The organism is Deltaproteobacteria bacterium, from assembly GCA_003194485.1.
Lineage (GTDB): Bacteria > Desulfobacterota > Dissulfuribacteria > Dissulfuribacterales > UBA3076 > UBA3076.
On record PQXD01000013.1, the window covers coordinates 1 to 2,116 of the forward strand.

Here is a 2,116-nt window from a genome sequence, read left to right on the forward strand (position 1 = left end):
CGGATTATAGCTTCTGAAATTGTAGTTCATGAGGCCCTCAAAAAGCAATTATCATGTTGAAATTATATAATATTTTACCGAATTCGGCCTCATTTTGCAACTAATATTTGCGGGACAGACTCCATAGCAAAAGCCAAGAAAACTACGGGAGCTTTCCGTTAAACTGTTCAAAGAAACATCCCCTTCCCGTGAACGGTTGCCATCCGTGCCCCCTGCCGCAGGAGCGGTTTGCCTTTTGCAGGGTTTCGATCGCGGACCAAATTGCACTGCCTCTCCGGTCTGCGATGAGTGAGCTTTGAAACCCGGAAAAAGGTAACCGCTCCAAGGCAGGATATAAAACGGGTTCACCGGATATTTACAATTTCTTTTTGTGACAGAACTTTTACCGGCCTTTTTCTCCGGCAAGGACGAGACGTGCTTCTTCCACATCCCTGGTGATCTGTCCGGCCAGTTCCTCTGGCCCGGCAAATTTCTTTTCATCCCTCAAGCGCTTAATCAAATCCAATCTAATCGGATGACCGTATATATCCTTATTGAAGTCAAAGATGTGGACCTCGGCCCCCAGCTCCTGCCCGCCAAAGGTGGGATTGTACCCGATATTCATCACTCCTCCATAGCGCTGACCTTGATGGATAACCTGAACTACGTATACCCCCGGCTTGGGACATAGATCCTCCCTGTTAATGCGAAGGTTTGCTGTGGGAAAACCTACGACCGGACCGCCTCGATGTATTCCTTCATGTACGATTCCATGTATCTGGTAATGCCTTCCGAGGAGGAGCCGGACCTTCATCATCTCCCCCAGGGTCACCTGTTCCCTGACATTGGTACTGCTGACTACCATACCGTTCACGGTAACAGGGGAAATTATGTGGACTTTAAATCCGAGCCTGGATCCCATGGCCTGGAGTAAAGAAATATTTCCCCGCCGGTCCTTGCCGAAGGCATAATCGTATCCCACGACCAGGTCCTCAGTCCCTATAATCTGGTGAAGTATTTTATTGACAAAATCGTGGGCGGAAGTGCCTGCGAGTTCTTTGGTAAAAGGTAAGCAGATAAGGTATTCTATGCCTGCCCCAGCTATCAGCTCTACCTTATTATCCATTGTCGAAATAAGCTTTGGCGGATTTTGAGGCCTCAAGACCTTCATGGGATGAGGTTCAAAGGTAAGCGCTACCGTATCCCCGTTTCTTGGCCCTGCAAGCTCCACTACCCGTCGGAAAAGGGCCTGATGCCCCAGATGTACTCCATCAAAGTTACCTATAGTCAGTGCAGGCCGATAAAATGGTTTTTCAATTTCTTGCAGGCCTTTGTAGACCTTCATTTCAAGCCCTCTTTAGTTTGCGGTTGCAGTTCCTGCTCAGGCACTGATTCCTTGCCTGATCGGCAGACACTACAATGGGCTCTTGACAAGTGCAAGCACTGTCTATTTAATGGTTTTCGATCAGCCGAAGTGGCGGAATTGGCAGACGCGCTAGATTCAGGATCTAGTGGACATTTATATCCGTGGGAGTTCGAATCTCCCCTTCGGCACCACTGTAATATGGTTTTGGATTTGAGATTTAGGATCGCCGTCCTTTGAGCAGGATCACTCCGCGGTCTTTCCGTTTATTTTTTGACGCAGCACTCCTGACGGCCGAAAAGTCACGACCCTTCGAGGAGCAAGGATCAAGTCATCTCCCGTGTGCGGGTTTCTGCCGCGTCGGGCCCTCTTATCCTTGACAGAAAACTTGCCAAAGCCGCTGATGAGAACGTTCTCTCCTGACTCGAGACAATCTTTTATGATCTTAAGCAAGCTCTCTACAGCTTGAACAGATTCTGATTTGCTTAAATTTTTACTTGTGTATAGGTGATTTACAAGACCTGCCTTAGTTAAAGACATATTGAGACAGCCTCCTTTACTGATATAGACAAAAAAGCCAGGGAGTCCTATTTGATATTTTCAGCGAATGCAAATAACCTAAAGAAAAAAATCCATTAAGTCAAGAGGATCTGGATATTTCATATAAGCGCAGGCGAATTTTGTGACGCAGCACAGGAGGCTCTTTTGAGCCTTCAGAGGCAAGCTGTGATCGTCTTTTCTCAAGCTATGGGTAAAAATACCACCATAGCCAGG

Annotated in this window: 2 protein-coding genes and 1 tRNA gene; 1 reads left to right on the plus strand and 2 read right to left on the minus strand. The window is 47.3% G+C overall.

Features of this window, described 5'->3' with window-relative positions:
* Positions 1-382: 382 nt before the first annotated feature.
* Positions 383-1,324, minus strand: a complete 942-nt coding sequence (locus C4B57_08170) for a riboflavin biosynthesis protein RibF (GenBank protein PXF54117.1) — start codon at positions 1,322-1,324, stop codon at positions 383-385.
* A 123-nt stretch (positions 1,325-1,447) separates the two neighbouring features.
* Between C4B57_08170 and C4B57_08175 the strand changes: the two genes are divergently transcribed.
* A tRNA-Leu gene (locus C4B57_08175) sits at positions 1,448-1,536 on the plus strand.
* A gap of 52 nt (positions 1,537-1,588) precedes the next feature.
* Here C4B57_08175 and C4B57_08180 read toward each other — a convergent pair.
* The gene (locus C4B57_08180; protein PXF54118.1) at positions 1,589-1,882 is read right to left on the minus strand and encodes an integration host factor subunit alpha; all 294 of its coding nucleotides are present in this window, start codon (positions 1,880-1,882) and stop codon (positions 1,589-1,591) included.
* Positions 1,883-2,116: the final 234 nt, after the last annotated feature.

Coding starts and splice junctions, on each gene's coding strand:
- C4B57_08180 (PXF54118.1), bottom strand. CDS start 1,882: ATGTCTTTAACTAAGGCAGGTCTTGTAAATCACCTATACACAAGTAAA.
- C4B57_08170 (PXF54117.1), bottom strand. CDS start 1,324: ATGAAGGTCTACAAAGGCCTGCAAGAAATTGAAAAACCATTTTATCGG.